This window comes from Alcaligenes sp. LTN-3, assembly GCF_059735605.1.
This window is the reverse complement of sequence record NZ_JCAPDN010000003.1, coordinates 171,380-190,654: the sequence shown is the minus strand read 5'-3', so window position 1 is coordinate 190,654 and position 19,275 is coordinate 171,380. Positions and strand designations below refer to the sequence as shown.

The 19,275-nt window shown below is 57.9% G+C and carries 17 protein-coding genes; 9 read left to right on the top strand and 8 right to left on the bottom strand.

From position 1 onward, the window contains the following. The first annotated feature begins 127 nt into the window (after positions 1-127). Entirely contained in the window at positions 128-1,165 is a 1,038-nt protein-coding gene (locus AC6I6N_RS13795; RefSeq protein ID WP_094195180.1) for a TRAP transporter substrate-binding protein, read from the top strand. Positions 1,166-1,379: 214 nt separating this feature from the next. Here AC6I6N_RS13795 and AC6I6N_RS13790 read toward each other — a convergent pair whose 3' ends face one another. Next, positions 1,380-2,768, bottom strand: coding sequence for a DUF6056 family protein (locus AC6I6N_RS13790; protein WP_094195181.1), 1,389 nt, complete (start codon positions 2,766-2,768; stop codon positions 1,380-1,382). A 331-nt stretch (positions 2,769-3,099) separates the two neighbouring features. Between AC6I6N_RS13790 and AC6I6N_RS13785 the strand changes: the two genes are divergently transcribed. From AC6I6N_RS13785 to AC6I6N_RS13765, 5 genes are read left to right on the top strand one after another with little or no spacing between them, the layout of a single operon-like run. Next, positions 3,100-3,987, top strand: coding sequence for a SphA family protein (locus AC6I6N_RS13785; RefSeq protein ID WP_094198222.1), 888 nt, complete (start codon positions 3,100-3,102; stop codon positions 3,985-3,987). Positions 3,988-4,008: 21 nt separating this feature from the next. Then, positions 4,009-4,791: an SDR family oxidoreductase gene (locus tag AC6I6N_RS13780; RefSeq protein WP_094195182.1), complete on the top strand. Its 783-nt coding sequence runs from the start codon at positions 4,009-4,011 to the stop codon at positions 4,789-4,791. Between the two features lie 57 nt (positions 4,792-4,848). Beyond that, the gene (locus tag AC6I6N_RS13775; protein WP_094195183.1) at positions 4,849-6,093 is read left to right on the top strand and encodes a styrene monooxygenase/indole monooxygenase family protein; all 1,245 of its coding nucleotides are present in this window, start codon (positions 4,849-4,851) and stop codon (positions 6,091-6,093) included. A 25-nt stretch (positions 6,094-6,118) separates the two neighbouring features. Beyond that, a complete protein-coding gene (locus tag AC6I6N_RS13770; RefSeq protein WP_123050694.1) occupies positions 6,119-6,730 on the top strand; it encodes a flavin reductase family protein in 612 nt (203 codons plus the stop codon). 1 nt (position 6,731) lies between these two features. Continuing rightward, entirely contained in the window at positions 6,732-8,324 is a 1,593-nt protein-coding gene (locus AC6I6N_RS13765; RefSeq protein ID WP_125277912.1) for a phytoene desaturase family protein, read from the top strand. A 22-nt stretch (positions 8,325-8,346) separates the two neighbouring features. On the opposite strand, the gene AC6I6N_RS13760 is transcribed toward AC6I6N_RS13765, so the two are convergent. Then, entirely contained in the window at positions 8,347-9,324 is a 978-nt protein-coding gene (locus tag AC6I6N_RS13760; protein ID WP_094195186.1) for an AraC family transcriptional regulator, read from the bottom strand. 161 nt (positions 9,325-9,485) lie between these two features. Here AC6I6N_RS13760 and AC6I6N_RS13755 point away from each other — a divergent pair, with 161 nt between their 5' ends. Further along, a complete protein-coding gene (locus AC6I6N_RS13755) occupies positions 9,486-10,103 on the top strand; it encodes a flavin reductase family protein (protein WP_094195187.1) in 618 nt (205 codons plus the stop codon). Positions 10,104-10,436: 333 nt separating this feature from the next. Here the strand turns inward: AC6I6N_RS13755 and AC6I6N_RS13750 are convergent, their stop codons facing one another. Further along, the gene (locus AC6I6N_RS13750; RefSeq protein WP_094195188.1) at positions 10,437-11,216 is read right to left on the bottom strand and encodes an ABC transporter ATP-binding protein; all 780 of its coding nucleotides are present in this window, start codon (positions 11,214-11,216) and stop codon (positions 10,437-10,439) included. A gap of 262 nt (positions 11,217-11,478) precedes the next feature. Here AC6I6N_RS13750 and panD point away from each other — a divergent pair, with 262 nt between their 5' ends. Continuing rightward, on the top strand, positions 11,479-12,039 hold the full coding sequence (gene panD / locus AC6I6N_RS13745) for an aspartate 1-decarboxylase (protein ID WP_094195190.1): 561 nt from the start codon (positions 11,479-11,481) through the stop codon (positions 12,037-12,039). Positions 12,040-12,207: 168 nt separating this feature from the next. On the opposite strand, the gene AC6I6N_RS13740 is transcribed toward panD, so the two are convergent. The 5 genes from AC6I6N_RS13740 to AC6I6N_RS13720 form a co-directional block, all read right to left on the bottom strand. Further along, positions 12,208-13,212 (bottom strand): ABC transporter ATP-binding protein, encoded by a 1,005-nt coding sequence (locus AC6I6N_RS13740; protein WP_086069875.1) that lies wholly within the window; start codon positions 13,210-13,212, stop codon positions 12,208-12,210. Beyond that, on the bottom strand, positions 13,209-14,183 hold the full coding sequence (locus tag AC6I6N_RS13735; RefSeq protein WP_026483910.1) for an ABC transporter ATP-binding protein: 975 nt from the start codon (positions 14,181-14,183) through the stop codon (positions 13,209-13,211). Before AC6I6N_RS13735 ends, AC6I6N_RS13740 begins: the two co-directional genes overlap by 4 nt. A gap of 3 nt (positions 14,184-14,186) precedes the next feature. After that, positions 14,187-15,101: an ABC transporter permease gene (locus AC6I6N_RS13730; RefSeq protein WP_094195191.1), complete on the bottom strand. Its 915-nt coding sequence runs from the start codon at positions 15,099-15,101 to the stop codon at positions 14,187-14,189. 1 nt (position 15,102) lies between these two features. After that, the gene (locus AC6I6N_RS13725; RefSeq protein ID WP_094195192.1) at positions 15,103-16,089 is read right to left on the bottom strand and encodes an ABC transporter permease; all 987 of its coding nucleotides are present in this window, start codon (positions 16,087-16,089) and stop codon (positions 15,103-15,105) included. A 155-nt stretch (positions 16,090-16,244) separates the two neighbouring features. Further along, positions 16,245-17,816 (bottom strand): ABC transporter substrate-binding protein, encoded by a 1,572-nt coding sequence (locus tag AC6I6N_RS13720; RefSeq protein ID WP_094195193.1) that lies wholly within the window; start codon positions 17,814-17,816, stop codon positions 16,245-16,247. 218 nt (positions 17,817-18,034) lie between these two features. Here AC6I6N_RS13720 and dinB point away from each other — a divergent pair, with 218 nt between their 5' ends. Next, positions 18,035-19,204 carry a DNA polymerase IV gene (dinB, locus tag AC6I6N_RS13715; RefSeq protein WP_257790045.1) on the top strand — a complete coding sequence of 390 codons (1,170 nt, stop codon included), beginning with the start codon at positions 18,035-18,037 and terminating at the stop codon, positions 19,202-19,204. The last annotated feature ends 71 nt before the right edge of the window (positions 19,205-19,275 follow it).

The window sequence follows — 19,275 nt, the reverse complement described above, 5'->3', positions numbered from 1 at the left end:
CGTTGTGATCCGGGCAGCAGTAAAAGCCGCCGGGCGTGCAGGTCCAGGACCTGTTTCATGTTCCGTCGGGCGGTCAGAAAGCCGGGCTGCAGTGGCCCGGCAGCAAAATAATTTACGAGGAGTCGAGATGCGTGTTTTCAAGAAATTGGCCTTGAGCCTGGGCCTGGCTGCCGCAGCCCTGGCGCCGACCCTGCCGTCGGTTGCCGCCGAAGTCACTACCTTGCGTTTTTCGCAGTGGATGCCGCCCGGTCACTTTATCGTGACCAATATGTTCGAGCCCTGGGCACAGGAAGTGGAAAAGGTGACAGAGGGCCGTGTCAAGGTGGAGTTCATCAATGCCCTGGGCAAGCCCCAGGCCCATCTGGACTTGGTCCGTAACGGTATTGCAGATCTGGGTATGTCGGTACACAGCTACACCGCCAACCGTTTCCCATTGATCGAGTTTGCCGAATTGCCTTTCACAACAGATGACGGCGGCGTGAACTCGGTCGCCTACTGGCGTACCTATGAAAAGTTCATGATGGATGCCAACGAGCACAAAGGCGTGAAACTGTTAGGTATGTGGACCAGTCCTGCTACGGTCATTTTTACCCGCAAGGAAGATGTGCAAAGCATCGAGGATCTGGACGGCCAGAAGTTGCGCTCGCCCAGCCCGCTGTTCGATGCCATTGGCAAAGCCTTGGGTATTGTGACGGTGAATGCGCCGGCCTCAGACAGCTATGAAATGCTGTCGCGTGGTGTGATTGACGGCATGTATTTCCAGTACGACCAACTGGATAACTGGAAGCTGGACAAGCTGATCAAGACAGCGGTTTCTGTTCCTGGCGGGTTTGGTAAATCCAGTCAATACCTGTTCATGAACGAGCGTAAATGGAAGAGTCTGTCCGAGGCTGATCGTGCGGCCATCGAGAAGATCAGTGGCGAGTGGATTGCCAACGATTTCGGTTCCAAATGGCAGGCTGCCGAGCAGCAAGCTATTGAAAAGCACACGGCAGCGGGCTTGAAGACACTGCGCATCGAAGGCGAGGCGGGCGATAAGCTCAAGGAACGTCTGGCTTTTGTGGAAGAGGACTGGATCAAAGCCGCAGACAAAAAGGGCATTGACGGTAAAGCCGCGCTGGCCTACTTCCGTGAGCAGATCAAAGAGCTGAGCGCTGCCAAGTAATACGCAGCAAGAGACACACTACAGTTTTGGCCCCGCTTTCCTTTGGGAAGGCGGGGTTTTTTTATGTTTTTTTGGGGGCTGTGGTGAGGGTGGAGGATAGGCAGCCGGGTTGCTGCTGCAGTCCTGGTCGACGTTTCTCTCTGTAAAACGCCGCTTCAGGCCCGCCGGGGCCTGAAGCGGCTTGTAGCGGAGTAAATGCGCACGTTTTACAGCTTCAGGGGGCGGGTGGGGGTGCCCCTGTCTCCAGGTCATAGTACTGATGGACGGCATATTCGTTGATCACCGCTTTGCTCCCGTAGTATCGGGCCATGGCTTTGGGGTTGAAGTGCATATCAAAGCGATCCCGCGAGCGCAAAGTGGGTAGGAAATAATACTTCGGCAGTGCGACATGCTGGTACTGATGTTTGTGGGCATCGACCAAGAGCGCGCGCCGCACCTGATCCTGCTCCCAGGTACCGTGATAACTGCGTAACATGAGGCCGCTGGATACCAGCCAGAGTGTGCCGCAGACTCCTAATGTCACCGACAGGCTGCGCTGCATAGGGATGGCGCGCTGCCCTTGCGCCAATAAATCATGCGCATAAATAGACAGGGCCACCAGCAGATACATCAAGCCGCCATTCAAGGCTCGCTTGGGGATATTGGGCGCCAAAACCAGAATGGCATTGGCTAGAAGTGACGCGCCAATGAGCAGCCATATTGCCCGGCGTGCTGATTCAGAGCTGGCAGGCCCTGCGGCAAAACGCCAAACCAGCATCACCAGAATGACCCCCCAGTAACGCAGTATCGCGTCCGGGAATCGACGAGCAAAGTGCTCCCCAATGCGCCATAACAAAGGCTGGTCGTACCAATGGGCAAAGAACTCTGCGCGTATTTGATTGCCCGGTGCCAGGACCAGTACGGTGATCCCCAGCCCCATACAGAGCAACCAAACCAGATGCCATGGGCTTAGCGAGCCTGTGCGCTGATAGTGCCTCAGGCTCAGATACGCGAGCAAGCCCCAACTGATAATCCCGGTGTTCTCATTGGAGCAACCGGCCAGCACGCCCAGAATGCAGAGCGCCAAGCCTGTGACGACAGAGGGCCTGCCTTTTTGCAAATACCACACAAAGGCCAGTGCAAAGCCAAAGTTGAACAGATTGGGCCACAGGTAGTTGGCAGCCCCTACCAACCAGAAGGTGGTTTGTCCCAGATTGGGATTGACCAGCCAATACAAGGTAAAGACCAGCAGCAGCAAAGAGGGGCGCAAGGCTCTTCCAGCCAGTTGCGCGCCGAGCGCCGTCAGTACCGTGATCAGGCCTAGCAGGGCTGCCGTATTCAACGTGGCTTTCAGCCACCCCGGGGCTAGGTTGAGCATGGCGCTCGAGAGCGTGTCCGAGACCAGTCGACCGCTCCATTGCAGGTAATGTTGTTTGATCGACGTCCACGCAATGCCTTTGTTGGCGTAGTTGAAGTCGTCCGAAATCATGGGGGTGAGCCAGTAAAGGGTCCACGTCGCCATGACGGCCAGCATTGAAAACAGAACAAAGGCCCAGGCACCGGAACGGCGGCTGAATAAAGGCTGGCCGAATCGGGATTCAGCAAAAGAGAGATTGGGGCTCATCGGTATGAAGAGACGAAGGTGTGGCCAGGTCCACGACGACGGTATGACACATCGTTCGCTGCTCTGGATGTGGAGGTCGCGGTGATAGTACTTATTCATCGCGCGAGAAGCGAGGAAATTATGTCTGGTAAGCGTTGAAACACAGCGTTTAACGGCCTTGCTGATCGCCATCCTTTAAATCTAAACCAAATCGGGGTTTTCCCTGCTTTTGCGGCTTCTTGCGCTTATTGGCTAGGTGCTGCGCAAAGTGGATATACCGGCACAAACGGCACTTCTACCATTGGCCTCATCGTCATACCTAAAAAACAAAAGGAGAACGGACGTGGGGGACATCAATAAAACAATAGCAGCCGTTGTACTGGGAGCAGGCGCATTGGGCGCCGGTCCAGCCTATGCCATTGAGGGTAATGGCCTGCCTATTTATCCCGACGGTTTGGAAAATTTCATGAGTGGCGCTTTGCCACCACCCGGTGTGCACTTGCTGATGTACGGCGGTGCCATGCGTTACGACTCGGTGCGTGACCAGAACGGTGACAAGTTGCCTATTCCCGACTTCAAAGTGGATGTGGCGATGGTTGCGCCTCGTTTGGTTTGGGTGACGGACCAGCAAGTGTTGGGTGGGCAATTGGCGTTCCACGCGCTGGCCCCCTTGCTGACCGTCAAGGCGCAAGCCGCTGGCCAGTCCCAGCGCCGCAGTGGTCTGGGTGATGTAGTGTTTGGTCCTGCTCTGGGTTTTCATCCCAGCGAGAAGATGCACTACATCCTGGGCGTGGACTTTGTCGCCCCTACCGGCCGCTACAAGGTGACCGACAGCGCCAACCTGGGCCGCAACTACTGGGCCATTCAGCCTGCTGCTGCGTTCAGCTACACGCAGCCCAGCGGCATCAACTGGGATTTGAAGATGATGGTGGACTTCAACTTCCGTAACAGTGACACCGAAACCCGTACGGGTAAAGCCATTCACGCGGATTACGCCGTGGGCTGGGGTTTTGGCAATGGTCTGGTGCTGGGGGTGGGTGGTTACGCCTATCAACAGATTGAAAGTGACCGTGGCCCGATGGCTGGCGATAGCAAGGCACGTGCCTTTGCCATTGGTCCCAGCCTGCGTTACGCCAATGAGAAAGGTCTGCTGATTACGGCCAAGTACCAGCAGGATCTGGGCGTGCGTGGCCGTCCTGAAGGAAAACAATTTTTTGTAAAAGTGGCGGTGCCTTTCTAAGGCCCGCGGCAGGAGAGCGACATGAAAGGACTGAAGGATAAGGTAGTCATCGTGACCGGCGGCGCAACGCGTGTTGGCGCAGGCGTGGTCGAGGTGCTGATGGGCTACGGCGCACGTGTGGCCGTGTTTGATATTGATGCCGCAGGTGGCCAGCAAGCCGTGGGCAACGATGCCGCCAAAGCCAAATTCTGGGAAGTGGACATCACCAGTGATCAAAGCCTGAATGCCGCTATTGAGCAGGTCAAGGCGCATTTTGGTCGTGTGGATGGCCTGGTCAATCTGGCCTGTTCCTATCTGGATGAGGGCATGGCCTCCAGCCGTGAGGACTGGCTCAAGGCATTGGACATCAACCTGGTCAGCGCGGTGCAAGCGGCCAAGGCTGTGCGCCCCTTGTTGCCGCGTGGTGGCTCCATCGTCAACTTCACGTCCATTTCATCGTCGATCGCACAAACCGGACGCTGGTTGTACCCGGTCTCCAAGGCCGCCTTGTTGCAACTGACGCGCAGCATGGCGCTGGACTTTGCTCCAGACGGTATCCGCGTCAACTCGGTCTCGCCCGGCTGGATCTGGTCGCGGGTGATGGACGAGCTGACTGGCGGCGATCGCGCCAAAACCGACCGCGTGGCCTCGGCATTTCACATGCTGGGCCGTGTGGGTGATCCCCAGGAAGTCGGTGAAGTTGTCTCCTTCCTGTTGTCGGATTCCGCCAGTTTCGTGACCGGTGCCGATTATGCCGTGGATGGCGGCTATTCGGCCATGGGCCCCGAGCAAGGTGTACCCGCCATTCCCAAATTGGCTGAATAAGAAAAACCGGGATGCCGCTACGGTGGCGTCCCTCGCTCCCTCAGAAGGAAAAAAATCATGCGTAAAGTTGCTATTGTGGGCGCTGGCCAAGCTGGCATGCCCGTTGCATTTGGCCTTTTGGCCCAGGGCTACGACGTAGCCGTTTTCACCAACCGTGGTCCTGACGATATTCGTGGTGGCCGCGTGATGTCCAGCCAGTGCATGTTTGCCGAGGCGCTGGACGTCGAGCGCCGTCTGGGTTTGAACTTCTGGGATGACGAATGCCCACCTGTACAAGGTATCGGCTTTGCCCTGCCCAACCCCGAGCAGCCTGACACCAAGGCCGTGGATTGGAGTGCTCGTCTGGACCGTGAAGCTCAAGCTACCGACCAGCGCGTGAAAATGCCTTACTGGCTGGAATTGTTCGAGCAGCGCGGCGGCAAGCTGATCATGGAAGACGTGGGCGTGGCCGAGTTGGAGCGCATCACTCAGGAATATGATCTGACCATGCTGGCGGCCGGTAAAGGCGAAGTGGTCAAACTGTTCGAGCGTGACGATCAGCGCTCCATGTACGACAAGCCCCAGCGCGCTCTGGCCCTGACTTACGTACACGGTCTGGAGCCTACGCCCGAATATTCGCGTGTGTCCTTTAACTTCATCCCCGGTGTGGGCGAATACTTTGTGTTCCCATCGCTGACCTTGTCCGGCCCTTGCGACATCATGGTGTTTGAAGGCGTGCCCGGTGGCCCATTGGATCGCTTCCGTGATGCCAAGACGCCTGAAGCGCACCTGGAGCAAAGCGTGTCCTTCCTGCGTGAATTTTTGCCTTGGGAAGCCGATCGTGCCCGCAATGTGGAACTGACCGATGCCCAGGGTTACCTGTCCGGCGCTTTCCCTCCCACGGTACGCAAACCCGTGCTGACGCTGCCGTCGGGCCGTATGGTGCTGGGTCTGGGCGATGCTGTGGTCGTGAACGACCCGATTACCGGCCAGGGCTCCAACAATGCGGCCAAAGCCGCCCAGGTATATCTGGACAGCATCTTGCAGCGCGGTGAAGGCGCGTTTGATCGTAACTGGATGCAGGAAACGTTCGAGCGTTACTGGGATTACGCCAACCTGGTCGTGCGCTGGACCAACTCCATGTTGAAGCCGCCAACCGACTCCTCGTTTGCCTTGTTGACCTCGGCCCAGCAATCGCCTGCCCTGGCCCATTTCCTGGCCAACAGCTTTAACCACCCGCCAGTTCTGTTCCCGGCCTGGGAAGATCTGAGTGCCGCTCAGGCATTGATCGAGAAGACTCGCAGCCAATCTGTGGCCGCCTGATAGATAGTATTCAAGGAGACGTATCATGACCCCCACCGCAACGCTGCAAGACTGCCCGTCCCAAACCGCTGAGCAGCGGCAGGCCGTGTCTGCCCAAGCGTTGGCAGCCGCTGACGCCAAACCCACACCGTCCAATCTGAATGTGGTCGATAGCCGTGCGTTTCGCCAGGCACTGGGCCATTTTCCAACGGGTGTGGCCATTGTCACGACTCGTTGTCCCGATGGCCGGGCGGTGGGTCTGACCATCAATTCCTTTACCTCCCTGTCGCTGGAGCCGCCTTTGGTGATGTGGAGCTTGGTGAATCATTCGCCCAGCCTGGAGGTTTTTGAAAACTGCAGCCACTTTGCCATCAACGTGATCAGCCAGGAGCAAGTGCCCGTGGCCCTGGGTTTTGCCAATTCTCAGGTCAAGGACAAGTTCTCGCTGGTCTCTCATGTGGATGGGGAAGAAGGTGTGCCACTGCTGGACGATTGTGTGGCGACCTTTGTGTGCGAGAACTACCGTCAACATGAAGGCGGCGATCACACCTTGTTTATTGGCCGTGTGGTGCGCCACACCACGCTGACCGAACACGAACCGGCGGTGTTTCACCGTGGCCGTTTCGCCAACCTGACAACGCCTAGCGGAGACCGTTGAAATGAGTGACGCGCACAGCGCTGATGTTGTCATTGTCGGCAGCGGGATGAACTCCCTGACCTGCGCTGCCTTGTTGGCGCAACGGGGTTTGTCGGTCACGGTGCTGGAGCGCAACGCCGTGGCCGGGGGGTGTATCCGTACGCAGGAGCTGTTCCCCGGTTTCACTCACGATGTGTTGTCCAGTTGGTATCCCCTGTTCATGGGGGGCGCTTCTTATGCCGCCCTGGCCGAACCCTTGGCCAAGGCCGGTTTGGAGTTTGTCAAAGGCCAGTACAGCACGGGTTTGGCAATTCCTGGTGGTCCTAGTCTGGCTTTGCGCCAGGATATGGACGACACGGTGCGTCGTTTCAATGATTTGATGCCCGGTGAAGGCGATGCTTTGGGGGCGATGGCGGCACGTATGTTTGGCCCGGATGCCGGTTTGGTGTTTGGGTTGCTAGGCGGTGAGCCTTACCGCTGGCCCATGGCCAAACTGGCGTTTGGCGCCTGGCGGGAACGGGGTCTGGACGGTTTGATGTCCTTTGGCTCGCAAGCCCTGGAAAGCTTCCGGCGCTGGGCCATGCGCGATCTGCGCAGCGACCTGGCTCGCGCCATGATTGCTCCCTGGGTGTTGCATAGCGGCTTGGGCCCGGATGAGGCCAGCTCGGCCCTGATCGGCAAACTGACTTTCAGCGCCGTGGTCAGCGGTGGTATGCCGGTGGTCAAAGGCGGCAGTTACCAGATTGTGGAAGCCTTTACCCGCATTATTGAAGATGCTGGTGGCGCGGTACTGACTCATTCCCATGTGGATCGCGTGTTGGTGCAAGGCAATAAAGCCATCGGGGTGTGTGTTGGCACACAGCGCTATCTGGCCCGCCGTGCGGTGGTCTGCAATGTGACGCCCGGTCAACTGTATGGCGACCTCTTGCCTGAAGTTGAGCCCGAGCTGTTGAAGTCCGCCCAGGATTATCACTATGGTCGCGGTGGCATGCAGATTCACTTTGCCTTGAATTCCCCACCCGACTGGGTGGATCCGGAACTGTGCCATGTACCCATGGTTCACGTGACGGAAAGCATGGAGCAGGTGTGCTCCTCCGTGGTGACGGCCAGCAATGGCTATCTGCCCGCCAAACCGACCTTGGCTGTGGGCCAGCCGGTGGCGGTGGATGTAACTCGCGCACCGGAAGGACACTGGATCTTATGGGTGCAAATGCAGGAGCTGCCGCGCCATATCAAAGGTGATGAGGCGGGCGAAATTCCTGTGCCGGCGGATGGTCGCTGGAATGAAGCCGTGCGCGAGGCGATGGCTGACCGTGTACAGGCCCGTCTGGAAACCGTTATGCCCGGTCTGGCTGGCAAGATCATCGGGCGACATAGCGTCAGCCCGGCGGATCTGGAAGCCTTGAATATGAATCTAGTGGGGGGTGACCCGTATAGCGGTGTGTGCTCACCCGATCAGTTCTTTTTCATGCGCCCTTTTGCCGGACACAAGAACGCGCGCAGCGGCACGACGCCCTGGCGCAATCTGCATCAAATTGGTGCAGCGGTGCATCCGGGCCCTGGCCTGGGTGGTCAATCCGGCTATCTGGCCGCCCAGCGTATCTTGAAGGGGTGACAGGACGAATGAGGCGGTCCGCTTAGTGCTGACCGCCGCGCACTCGTTGCAGGGTCTCGCTAGGCGTTTCGCCAAAGCGGCTGCGGTACTCGGCGCTGAAACGGCCTTGGTGTGCAAAGCCCCAGCGCATGGCCAGATCGGCCAGCGTCAGATGAGGCTCGTTGGAGTGGATCAGTTCGTGGCGTAGACGGTCCAGCCGCACTTGGCGCAGATATTGCATGGGGCTGACGCCATAGTGCTCCTTGAAGGCTTGTTGCAAGGTACGCGAGCTGACGCCAGCGATGGTGCTGAGCTCGTCCACCGTGACGGGCAAATGGGCCTGTTCATGCAGATGGCTGGCGACTTTCTTAAGATGGCGCGGCAAGATGCGGGTGGGGTTCAGCGCCTGAATTTGAGCCGGTGGGTGTAGATCCAGCAGGGTCGTCACCGCCAATTGCTCCAGCTGGTTGATTATCAGCGGGGAGCGTCGGATGTACTCGTAGTTGCGGGCACAGTCCAGCACGTAGCGCAGCATGATCTGCCAGGAAGGTTGGGTGTGAGCCTGCAGGCGTACCGGAAACAGCAGGCCTTGCGGGCCGACATCCAGACCCAGACCACGGGCAGCCTGTTCCACCAGATTGCGGTCTATCTTGAGCATTAATTGCTCATTATTGGCGTGCCAGACCATATCCACGTCCTCGTTGGGGTTCAGGATCGTGGCGGCGTAGGGGCTGGAGTCCACAGTTTGGCCACCGCAGCGGATTTTGGCGGTGCCGTATTGGGGCATCTGAACCAGGTAAAACCCGGCCAGGTGATCAGGCTGTATGTGTACGTCGGCGCCATAGCCTAGGCGGCTCAAGGCGACCTGACCAAACTGGGCATGGCGCAGTCGGGTTTGCAGGGTCTGATCGGCACGTAGCTGCTTGAGCTGGTGCGATTTGAACATGTCGCTGACAGATTTGCGCACGTGTTCCAGGTCAGCAGACGCTACACGTGCCCAGTGATCGGGCTTATTTTCCATGTTTCATATGCCTAGATGGTTCTGAAAGGCAGGAAGGAGACGTAAAACCTTGAGTTTCAACGGTTTGCAGCAGCTTTATTTTAGTTGTAAAGTATATCAGTGGGCCACCGGGATTTCCCGCAGTCCTGTTTAGTTTGTTGTGTTTATTAACAGAGAGAACCGTGCAGAAAGACTTTCACTTTTATGAACCCACTCAAGGCCATGGACTGCGCCACGACCCGATCAGTTCTATTGTGGGTCCCCGTGTTATCGGTTGGATCGGCACCAAAAGCAAGGACGGCGTGCTGAATCTGGCCCCCTACAGTTTCTGCAATGTGTTCAACTACCGCCCGCCTGTCATCGCATTTTCCAGCGTGGGCTACAAAGACAGCGTGCGCAACGCCATTGAAACCGGCGTCTTTACCTGGAACCTGGCGTCGCGTGATCTGGCCGAGCCCATGAACATGACCAGTCTGGAACAGGATGTGCGCGAGTTTGAAGTTGCGGGCCTGACGCCTGCGGACTCTCGACTGATTGATGCCCCCCGCGTGGGCGAGAGCCATGCCTCGCTGGAGTGCAAGGTGACGACGCACTTTCAATTGAAGGATTCGGAAGGCAAGGACCTGAACACCTGGATGGTGCTGGGCGAAGTGGTGGGTGTGCATGTGTCGCCCAACTGTATCGTGGATGGCATTTACCGCACCGCGATCCCACGTCCGATTCTGCGTGGCGGTGGTCCTGGCGATTACTTTGAAATTACCGACCTGACCTTGTTCGATATGCCGCGTCCCAAGTCCTGATAGCAGGGTTGTAGTCAGAAGCTGCTGGTTGGCGGCTTCATTGGAGTGACTGCCAATGCATAACGGCGCCAAAAGGCGCCGTTTGCTTTATGTCTGCTCAGAGTGTGGCCGAAGTCTTTGGGCTGTTTTGCCTGTTGATGTACATTCGGCTGTCTGGCATTCTGGTGGCCCGGCGATCCGGCTTTTCGATGTTTCCGTCGTGTCGCAGTCTGGCAGGCTCAGCGAACCTACTGCTTCGCGATTGCTCGGTGACTGGACGATCCAACCGACCCAAGGGGCAGAATAGCCAGTCACAGCCCCGTCAAACTGCTCTGCGTGCCGTAGGCGGGCATCTTAGCCCTTTGACGAACCACCTGCCGCCAGGAATTGCGCCAAACGAGGGCTGCGTGGCGATACCAGCACTTCTTCCGGTGGGCCTTCTTCTTCGATCTGGCCTTCGTGCAGGTACACCACCTTGCTGGAGACGTTGCGGGCAAAGCTCATTTCGTGGGTAACGACCACCATCGTGCGCCCTTCTTCGGCCAAATTCTGCATAACGCGCAAGACTTCGCCCACCCGTTCCGGGTCCAGTGCCGAGGTCGGCTCGTCAAACAGCATGACTTCGGGCTCCAGTGCCAGCGCACGGGCAATGGCCACACGCTGTTGCTGGCCGCCGGACAAGAAGGCGGGGTATTGCTTGGCCAGATCGCGCGACAGGCCTACCTTGTCCAGATACAGTTCGGCTTTGGCAATGGCCTGAGCCTTGTCCATTCCCTGCACATGAATAGGCGTGGCGGTAATGTTCTCCAGCACTGTCATGTGGGACCACAGGTTGAAGTGCTGGAACACCATGGCCAGGCTGGTACGCAGGCGCTTGAGCTGTTGTTTATCGACTGCAACCAGTTCGCCCGTTTTAGGGTCCAGACGGGTTTTCAGCTCCTCGCCCTTGATGACGATACGGCCCGAGTTGGGCGCTTCCAGAAAGTTGATGCAACGCAGGAACGTACTTTTGCCCGAGCCACTGGAACCGATCAGGCTGATGACATCGCCCGGCTCCGCGCTTAGAGAGACTCCCTTGAGGACCTCCAGGGTGCCATAGCGTTTGTGAATATTCTCGATGAGCAGGTTGGGCATGGAAAGCGGTATCGTATTGAAAATAAAAAAGACCGGTGCGACGCGGCAGAGGGGATTACAGCACAGACTGGCCGCCAGGCAAATCATTGGGCTTGTGGTTTTCCCGTACAAATCTGTGGGTCTAAACGGATTTGGGCGCATTTCTGGGTTTATGATGCAGTCTTTCCCGCAGCCCTGATCGGGCTAAGGGCGTAGCGCAAGCCGCGTTTTAGCCAAGTTTAGGTGTCCGTTTTTAGGGGACCTGTTTCTAGAGAGTGTTGTCATGAAAAAAGTGGTTCGTGCCAAGCTGCATGGTATCAAGGTGACCGGTGCCGACTTGAACTATCACGGGTCGATCACCCTGGATCCGGAAATCTGCGAACAAGCGGGCATTTTACCCATGGAGTTTGTGGAAATCTGGAATAAGGACAGCGGTGCCCGTATTTCTACCTACGTGATCTTCGGTGAACCCGGTTCGCGCTGTGTAGTCCTGAATGGCGCGGCGGCTCGTACCTGTCAAAAAGGCGATACCGTCATCATCTGCGCAACCGAATACGTGATGAACTCCGAAGACCTGTATTCCCTGCGCCCTACCGTGCTGACCTTCACGCCAGAAAACGAAGTGGACGAAGTCATGCACTACGAAGTGGCCAAGACCGCCCAGCGCGATTACGACTTTCGCGTGGTGCGTGACGACCGCCCTCGTGGTGCCGAGCGTCCTCTGGCCCGTGTGGATGTGGACGCCCTGTCTGCTGACTTGCGCTCTCGTGGTCTGGATGATCGTGCCATTGCGGACATCCTGTCTTGCCATCTGGCCGATTTCGCGCCTGCGACTCAAAACTGATATTTTTGCGCCGGGCCGCAATGGTCCGGCTGCTCATTAGAACATCATCACCCTGGGTATTTTCCAGCCCTGCTTTCCGACCAGGAAAGGTGTGTTGCTCAAGAATAATCAGCGGTCAAAAAAACGCTGCAGCCACTGCCAAAGGCAGTAGATGCAGCGTTTTTTACATCAGGCCTGATCGCGCCCTTCTTCTACAGCATGGCAAGCCACTTCGTGCTGCCCGGTTTGCAGCAAAGCCGGGGCTTCGCGGCGGCAGCGATCATTGGCCAGCGGGCAGCGTGGATGGAAGGTACAGCCTGATGGCGGGTTCAGCGGGTTGGGCACTTCCCCCGCTACCGGAATGCGACTTTTGCCCGCCCCGCTCATGTCGGGAATGGCTCCCAGCAACATGCGCGTGTAGGGGTGGCGAGGCTGCGCGAACAGGTCATCGCGTGGCGCAATTTCCACAATCCGGCCCAAATACATGACGCCAACCCGATCGGCCACGTGGTGTACCACAGCCAGGTTGTGCGAGATGAACAGGTAGGTCAGCCCCAGCTCGCGCTGTAAATCCTTCATCAGGTTCAGTACCTGTGCCTGCACTGACACGTCCAGCGCCGAGGTCGGCTCGTCACAGACGATAAATTCAGGCTGCAGGGCCAGCGCACGGGCAATGGAAATACGCTGGCGCTGGCCGCCGGAGAACTGGTGCGGGTAACGCTGAGCGTCGCTGGGGTTCAACCCTACTTGCGTCAGCAGCTCGGCTACTTTGGCCTCTTGCTGGGCGCTGCTCATGTCGGTGTGCGTGACCAGTGGTTCGGCAATGATGCGGCCCACGCGCCAGCGCGGATTCAGGCTGGCATAGGGATCCTGGAAAATCATCTGACGACGCTTGCGCATGGCCTTCTGGCTGGCCTTGTCCATGGTTTTCAGGGACTGACCATCAAACAGAATCTCGCCGCGTGTCAGCGAATACAGACCCGTCAGTAAACGGGCCACGGTAGATTTGCCACAGCCGGACTCACCCACCAGTGCCAGCGTTTCACCCTTGTTCAAGGTGAAACTGACGCCATCGACCGCCCGCAGGTTGACTTTGGGTTTGCGGTAAACCAGGCGTTCCAGCAAGGGCGGGGACACATCAAACCAGCAGGCAGCGTCCTTGACCTGGACCAGGGCTTGTTTAGGGGCGCTCATGCGGACTCCTGTGCATGCAGCCAACAGGCCGCCTGTGTTTGTGGGGGAACAGGCAACAGCTCGGGGCGTTCGACCAGGCAACGATCAAAACGGCGGTCACAACGCGGATTGAAGGCACAGCCCGGCGGGATGGCGTTCAGGCGCGGCATGCTGCCGGGGATTTGTTCCAGACGTTCCAGTCCGGCGTGCAGATTGGGGATGGAACGCATCAAGCCACGGGTATAGGGGTGGCTGGGTTTCTGGATCACATCCTGAACAGGGCCAATTTCGATAATGCGACCGGCGTACATCACGGCCACGCGGTCGGCAGTCTCGGCAATCACCCCCATATCGTGGGTAATCAACATGACCGAAGTGCCTTGCGAGCGACAGAGTTTTTTCAGCAGGTCGATGATCTGTGCCTGAATGGAGACGTCCAGCGCAGTGGTGGGTTCGTCCGCCACGATCAGCTTGGGCTCGGCCGCCAGTGCCAGCGCAATCACGACCCGTTGGCGCATGCCGCCAGAGAACTGATGCGGATAGTGGTCGATACGCTCGCGCGCTGCCGGAATGCCGGTGGCTTCCAGCAACTCGATGGCGCGTTCCCGTGCCTGTTTCCAGGACAGGGGCAGGTGCGTGACGATGGTTTCAGCCAGTTGATGGCCCACGGTGTAGAGCGGGTTCAGCGAGGTCAGCGGGTCCTGGAAGATCGCGCCAATCTTGCGGCCACGAATCTTGCGCATCTGGTCCTGGTTCAGATTGTCGATGCGCTCGCCTTCCAGCAGGATCTGGCCGCCGCTGATGCGACCAGGGGCATCGAGCAAACCAATAATGGAGGAACCCGTCAGGGACTTGCCGGCGCCCGATTCGCCCACCACACCCAGCACTTCACCGGGGGCGATGGAAAAGGACACATGATCCAGGGCTTGGAGCACCCCACGCCGGGTCGGAAATTCGACACACAGGTCTTGGACAGTTAAGAGTGCAGTCATGGCTTAGCTCAATTTGGGGTTCAGGGCGTCACGCAACCAGTCGCCCAGGAGGTTGACCGACAGCACCAGCAGCACCAGCATCAGGCCAGGGAAAATCGTGATCCACCATTCGCCCGAGAACAGGAAGTCGTTACCGACCCGGATCAGGGTGCCCAGGGAGGGCGAGGTGGCCGGTACGCCGACACCCAGAAAGGACAGCGTGGCTTCGGTAATGATGGCAGTGGCCAGATGCACGGTGGCCAGCACCAGCACGGGGCCCATTACATTGGGCAGCACATGGCTGAACATGATGCGTGGCGAGGACACGCCAATAACGCGGGCAGCCTGCACGTATTCACGGTTTTTTTCCACTAGCGTGGAGCCGCGCACGGTACGGGCATATTGCGGCCAACCGGCCAGTGCAATGGCCCCGATCAGTACCGGAAAGGCGACCACATCGTGCATGCTCAAGGGGAACACCGCACGGGCCACACCGTCGATCAGCAAGGCAATCAGAATGGCTGGAAAGGACAGTTGTACATCGGCCACCCGCATGATGAAGGCATCCACACGGCCACCGGAGTAACCGGCCAGCAGGCCCAGCACAATGCCGACCACCATGGACAGAGTCACCGAGGCCAGACCGATCAGCAAGGAGGTGCGCGTCCCGTATAACAGGGCTGAATACAGGTCACGACCCTGGCTGTCTGTTCCCAACCAGTATTGGGGCGAGCCGTTCTCCGACCAGGCCGGTGCCAGCAAGGCATCCATCAGGTCGATAGAGGTCAGATCGAACGGGTCGTAGGGGGCCACCCAGCGGGCACCCAATGCACCGATAAACAGCAGCAAGGCCATGATGGTGGCCGCGATGGCCACGGGGGAATGACGCCAGGACCAGACCAGATCGCTATCCCAGGCGGTTTTCAATTTAGCGAACATATTAGTGCCCCTTGGCGCCCGACAATTGGGTGCGCAGACGTGGATCGACCAGGAAGTACAGCAGGTCTACCAGCAGGTTGATCACAACAAATACCAGGGCAATCAGACAGAGGTAGGCCGCCATCACAGGGATGTCGGCAAATTGCACGGCCTGGATAAACAGCAGACCCATGCCCGGCCATTGGAAAACGGTTTCCGTCACGATGGCAAAGGCGATGATGCCGCCCAGTTGCAGACCCGTGATGGTGATAACCGGCACCATGGTGTTTTTCAGGGCGTGGCCAAAGTGGATGGCGCGTTGTGACAAGCCACGGGCACGCGCAAATTTGATGTAGTCGGCGCGCAGCACTTCCAGCATCTCGGAGCGCACCAGACGCAGGATCAGCGTGAGCTGGAACAAACAGAGCGTGATGGCGGGCAGGATCAAATGCTTGATGCCGTCCCAGCTAAGCAGGCCGGTGCTCCACCAGCCAAACTTCAGGACTTCCCCCCGGCCATAACTGGGCAGCCAGCCCAGTTGCACGGAAAACACCAGGATCAGCAAGATACCAATCAGGAAGGTGGGCAGGGATATGCCCAGCAGGGAAAAGGCCAGAATGCTCTGTGCCATGAAACCATTGCGCTTCAAGGCGGTGTACACGCCCAGCGGCAGGCCGATCAGCAAGGCCAGTATGGCGGCCACCACGGATAGCTCGACGGTGGCAGGCAGGCGGTCTTTCAGGAGCGTGGAGACAGGCTGGGCTTGCCGCAGGGACAGGCCAAATTCACCTTGTACAGCCTGGGACACAAAGCGTCCGAATTGCACGGGGGCGGGTTGGTCCAGCCCCAGGCTGGCACGCAGTTCCACGCGATCTTGTTCGGTGGCGTCCTGTCCCAGCATGATGGTGACCGGGTCACCAATGTAGCGGAACAGCACAAAGGCCAGAAGGCTAACCGTCAGCATCACCAGAACAGCCTGGATCAGACGGCGAATAATAAATACCAGCATAGGCGGTCTCCTGGTAGAGCGCGAGGATCACTCGCGACCAGTGTCGTCCTTAATGTGTAGAAAGGGCCCGGCAAGGGGGCTGGTGTAGAAACGGATGACTACAGCGTAATGGGAACCAGCCCCGCACGGAGGCGGGGCTGGGGTGGGGAAAAAACTTAGTCGATGGTGGTCCACTGAGCCAGCAGGCGGTTGTCCGCACGATGAATCACGTTGACCTTCTTGGCCATGGCCCAAGGAATGATCTGGTCATGCAAAGGGATATGACCCACTTCCTTGGCATGGATTTCCAAAACCTTATGGATGGCGGCATCGCGCTTGGCGGTGTCGGTTTCAGTCTTGATCTGGTCGATCAGGGCGTCCACTTCGGCGTTTTCGTAGCCACCAAAGTTAAAGGAGCCGTCAGCGCCCTCGCCCTTGCTGTGCATCAGGCTTTGCAGGGTGTACAGCGCGTCAAAGGTGGGCACGCCCCAGCCAAACATGTAGGCGCTGGAGTCAAAGCTTTGTACTTTGGGGAAGTAGGTGGCACGTGGCATGGCGTTCAGGTTGGCCTTGACGCCGACCTTGGCCCACATACCCACAATGGCCTGGCAGATGGCTTCATCGTTGATGTAGCGGTCGTTCGGGCAATCCAGGGTGAAGGTCAGGGAATTGTCGTAACCGGCTTCTTTCAGCAGTTTCTTGGCGCGATCCTGGCTGTAAGGCAGGCGCTGGGCCAGCTCTTTGGTGTAGCCGTGAACCTGAGGGGCCACCATGGTGCCGGTGGGGGCGGAGGAACCGCGCATCACGGCTTTCTTGATGGCTTCGATGTCGATGGCTACGTACAGGGCTTCGCGCACACGCTGATCAGCAAAGGGGTTCTTGCCCTTGATGCTGCTGTACTTCAGTTCGGGGTTCTTCTGGTCCAGACCCAGGTAGATGGTGCGGTATTCATTGCCTTCCACAATCTTGGTTTGCTGACGCAGACGCTGCAAATCTTGTGCCGGTGGGTCCAGAACCAGATCCACTTCGCCAGACAGCAGGGCGGCGGTACGGGTGGCGTTCTGTTTGATGGGCACGTAGATCACTTCGGTGACATTACCCACCTTGTTGCCCTTGTTCCACCATTCTTCGTTTTCTACAAAGACGGTGCGCACATCCACTTCACGCGATTTCAGCTTGTAGGGGCCAGTACCGTTGGTGTTGCGAGCCGAGAAGGTTTCTTCGTTTTTGTTGAAGTCCTGGGGCTGGGTCACATTGTTCTTTTCCGACCAGGCCTTGTTCATGATGAACACGCTGGTCAATTGGCGCAGCAGAACCGGGTTGGGAGCGGCAGTAATAATGTCCACGGTCTTGTCGTCAACTTTTTCTGCCTTGACGATGCCGTTCACGTAGGCCTTGAAGTTGGACGTTGGCGCCATGGCGCGCTCAATGGAGAACACCACGTCATCGGCGGTAAAAGGAGCGCCATCGTGGAATTTCACCCCTTCGCGCAGCGTAAAGCGCCAGACGGTGGGCTCACGTTGTTCCCAGGCCGTTGCCAGGCTAGGCACAATCTGGAAATCCTTGTCGTAGTCCACCAGCGCCTCATAGATATACATGCTGCCTGTGATCGTGAGGTTTTCGTTCTGGGCGTGGGGGTCCAGGGTCATGAAGTCGCCCTGGCTGGACCAAGTAAGCGTCTTGCTGTGGCCTACCAGGGGCAGGGCGACCAGAGCTGCCAGCGCAGCAGCCAATACTGTTTTTTTCATGAAAACCTCCTGATGGGATGGTTGGTGTCGGCTCATAGTGAGGCTGCATAGTAACCGGGCGCTTGTTGCCGATTCAATATGTAGTTTCAGCCTGCCGTCAGCTTACTTAATAAGTATTAGTGATTTATATCATCTCTACGCTTATTCAGGCCGGATCAGCGCGGGGCAGACTTGTCGCTATAATGGTGTACATATATACAGTTAACAGGCTGATCAAGGTGGCGGCACAAGAAGAAAAACCCCTGCAGCGGCGTATCGCTCATGTGGATATGGATGCGTTTTACGCCTCGGTAGAGCTGCTGCGCTACCCGCATTTGCGTGGCAGCCCCGTGGTGATTGGCGGGCGCAGTGCGGATACGCCGCGCCAATTGCCCGATGGTAGTTGGCAACATGCCCGTCTGGCGGATTATGTCGGGCGCGGGGTCGCTACGACGTCGACTTATGAAGCCCGTCAGTTGGGTGTGTTCTCGGCCATGGGTTTAATGAAGGCGGCCCAACTAGCCCCTGATGCCATCTTGCTACCTGCCGATTTCCAAGCCTACCGTCATTATTCGCGCTTGTTTAAACAGGCCGTGGCGACGGTTTCAGACCATATCGAGGATCGGGGTATCGACGAGATCTATGTAGACCTGAGTCATAAAACCGAAGACAGCCACGAATTGGCCGAGCAGATCCGCCAGGCGGTGAACCAGGCCACGGGCCTGACCTGTTCGGTAGGCATCACGCCCAATAAGCTGCTCTCCAAGATTGCTTCGGAATTGAACAAGCCCAATGGGGCCTGTGTGCTGACCATGGACGATGTCCCCACCCGCATCTGGCCACTGGCCGTGGGCAAGATCAATGGTATTGGTCCCAAGTCGGTCGTGAAGCTGACGGAAATGGGCATACGGCAGATTGGTGAACTGGCCGCCACGCCGGCAGAAAAATTGCAGGAACAGTTTGGCTTGCGCTACGCGCAATGGCTGATGGCCGTGGCACAAGGCCAGGACGAGCGCCCCTTGTCCACCGATCGCACGCCCAAGTCGATCAGTCGTGAAACCACCTTCGAGCGTGATCTGCACGTGCGCATGGATCGGTCCCGTCTGTCTGCCGTACTGGAGTCCCTGTGTGAAAAGCTGGAGCAGGATTTACGCAAATCCGCCATGTGTGCCCAAACCATAGGCATCAAGCTGAAGTTCGAGGACTTTAAAACAGTGACGCGTGACTTGTCCCTGTCTGCCCCGGTGCTGTCGGCGGATGCCATCTTGGCCGCTGCCCGTCAGAATCTGAAACGTGCCGTGTTGGACAGACGTTTGCGCTTGCTGGGGGTAAAAGCCAGCGCCTTGCTGCCGATCAGTGAAATGCCACAGGAGCAGCCTCGCCAGTTGGATCTGGACGGCTTGTTCTGATTCAAAACTAGGCAGACCAGCCGCATATCCATATAATGAGACTCATTCTTATTTGAGTTTCAGGATAGTCG

Coding starts and splice junctions, on each gene's coding strand:
- AC6I6N_RS13795 (WP_094195180.1), top strand. CDS start 128: ATGCGTGTTTTCAAGAAATTGGCCTTGAGCCTGGGCCTGGCTGCCGCA.
- AC6I6N_RS13790 (WP_094195181.1), bottom strand. CDS start 2,768: ATGAGCCCCAATCTCTCTTTTGCTGAATCCCGATTCGGCCAGCCTTTA.
- AC6I6N_RS13780 (WP_094195182.1), top strand. CDS start 4,009: ATGAAAGGACTGAAGGATAAGGTAGTCATCGTGACCGGCGGCGCAACG.
- AC6I6N_RS13775 (WP_094195183.1), top strand. CDS start 4,849: ATGCGTAAAGTTGCTATTGTGGGCGCTGGCCAAGCTGGCATGCCCGTT.
- AC6I6N_RS13770 (WP_123050694.1), top strand. CDS start 6,119: ATGACCCCCACCGCAACGCTGCAAGACTGCCCGTCCCAAACCGCTGAG.
- AC6I6N_RS13765 (WP_125277912.1), top strand. CDS start 6,732: ATGAGTGACGCGCACAGCGCTGATGTTGTCATTGTCGGCAGCGGGATG.
- AC6I6N_RS13760 (WP_094195186.1), bottom strand. CDS start 9,324: ATGGAAAATAAGCCCGATCACTGGGCACGTGTAGCGTCTGCTGACCTG.
- AC6I6N_RS13750 (WP_094195188.1), bottom strand. CDS start 11,216: ATGCCCAACCTGCTCATCGAGAATATTCACAAACGCTATGGCACCCTG.
- panD (WP_094195190.1), top strand. CDS start 11,479: ATGAAAAAAGTGGTTCGTGCCAAGCTGCATGGTATCAAGGTGACCGGT.
- AC6I6N_RS13740 (WP_086069875.1), bottom strand. CDS start 13,212: ATGAGCGCCCCTAAACAAGCCCTGGTCCAGGTCAAGGACGCTGCCTGC.
- AC6I6N_RS13735 (WP_026483910.1), bottom strand. CDS start 14,183: ATGACTGCACTCTTAACTGTCCAAGACCTGTGTGTCGAATTTCCGACC.
- AC6I6N_RS13730 (WP_094195191.1), bottom strand. CDS start 15,101: ATGTTCGCTAAATTGAAAACCGCCTGGGATAGCGATCTGGTCTGGTCC.
- AC6I6N_RS13725 (WP_094195192.1), bottom strand. CDS start 16,089: ATGCTGGTATTTATTATTCGCCGTCTGATCCAGGCTGTTCTGGTGATG.
- AC6I6N_RS13720 (WP_094195193.1), bottom strand. CDS start 17,816: ATGAAAAAAACAGTATTGGCTGCTGCGCTGGCAGCTCTGGTCGCCCTG.